Below are 1,277 nucleotides of genomic sequence, written 5' to 3' on the forward strand. Positions count from 1 at the left end.
CCCCGAGCACACCGCCGCGCAGATCTACCGCGAGCGCTGGATGTTCCACGGCCCGGGGTTCCAGGGCCTGACCGAGCTGTCCGCGATCGGCGAGCGGCATGTGCGCGGGGTGATCACCGCACCCGCCGCCCCCGGCGCGCTGCTGGACAACGTGGGCCAGCTGCTCGGCTACTGGATCATGGCGACCCGCACCGAGCGGACCGTCGTGTTCCCCGTGCAGATGCGGCGGATGACGTTCCACGGGCCGCATCCGGCGCCCGGCACCCCCGTCGACTGCCTGGTGCGGATCACCACCCTCACCGACACCCTCCTCGAAGCCGACGCCCAGCTCACCGTCGGCGGCCGGGTGTGGGCCGTGCTCGACGGCTGGCAGGACCGCCGCTTCGACAACGACCCGACCACCCGCCCCGTCGAACGCTTCCCCGAGCGCCACACCCTCTCCGCCGTCCAGCCCGGCGGCTGGACGCTGCTGCACGAGCGCTGGCCCGACCTTGCCTCCCGCGAGCTCATCATGCGCAACTCGCTGGGCAGCGCCGAGCGCGCGCAGTACGCCGCCCATCCGCCCCGGGGCCGCCGCCAGTGGCTGCTCGGCCGGATCGCCGTCAAGGACGCGGTACGCCGATGGCTCTGGGAGCAGGGCGAGGGGCCCGTCTTCCCGGCCGAGATCCAGGTCCACAACGACGAGGCCGGGCGCCCCCGCGTCACCGGTGTGCACGGCCGGACCCTGCCCCCGCTGGACGTCTCCCTCGCGCACCGGGCCGAGGCGGGCGTGGCGCTCGTACGGCCGCGCGGCCCGCACCCCGGGCCTGGCAGCGCCGACGGCGTTGGCGTTGGCGTCGGTATCGACATCGAGGAGGTCGTCGCACGCGAGAGCGCGACCCTCGCCACGGCGCTCGGACCGGCGGAACTCCGGCTGCTCCGGGCGCAGTCGGGTCCGCAGGCGGAGTGGTTCGCCCGCTTCTGGGCCGCCAAGGAAGCCGTCGCCAAGGCCGAGGGCACCGGATTCGGCGGCCGACCACGGGACTTCAGGGTTCTGGAGGCCGCCCCCGACGGCAGCCGGCTGCTCGTCTCCGGCCGCCTCGCCGACGCCTACCCGGTCCACTGCGCCCGGGCGGCCAACCCGCCCGCGCTGGCGCCCCGCGCCTACGTGGTGGCCTGGACCACCGGGCCCGCCACCGCGTCCACCACCTGGCCCGCCACCGCATCCACCACCCGGCCCACCTTCGAAGCCGCCGCACCCCACGATCCCGCAGCCGAGGAGACCCCCCGATGAACCC

Annotated in this window: 1 protein-coding gene; it reads left to right on the forward strand. The window is 75.4% G+C overall.

Annotated features, from left to right (window positions below; all coding sequences use genetic code 11):
• A partial coding sequence (locus CCN72_RS33475; protein ID WP_143664288.1) for a 4'-phosphopantetheinyl transferase superfamily protein occupies nucleotides 1–1,273 on the forward strand: 1,273 nt, incomplete at its 5' end.
• Nucleotides 1,274–1,277: the final 4 nt, after the last annotated feature.

Origin of the sequence: Streptomyces murinus, from assembly GCF_002154555.1 — a bacterium.
In the GTDB taxonomy this organism is placed as follows: Bacteria; Actinomycetota; Actinomycetes; order Streptomycetales; family Streptomycetaceae; genus Streptomyces; species Streptomyces murinus.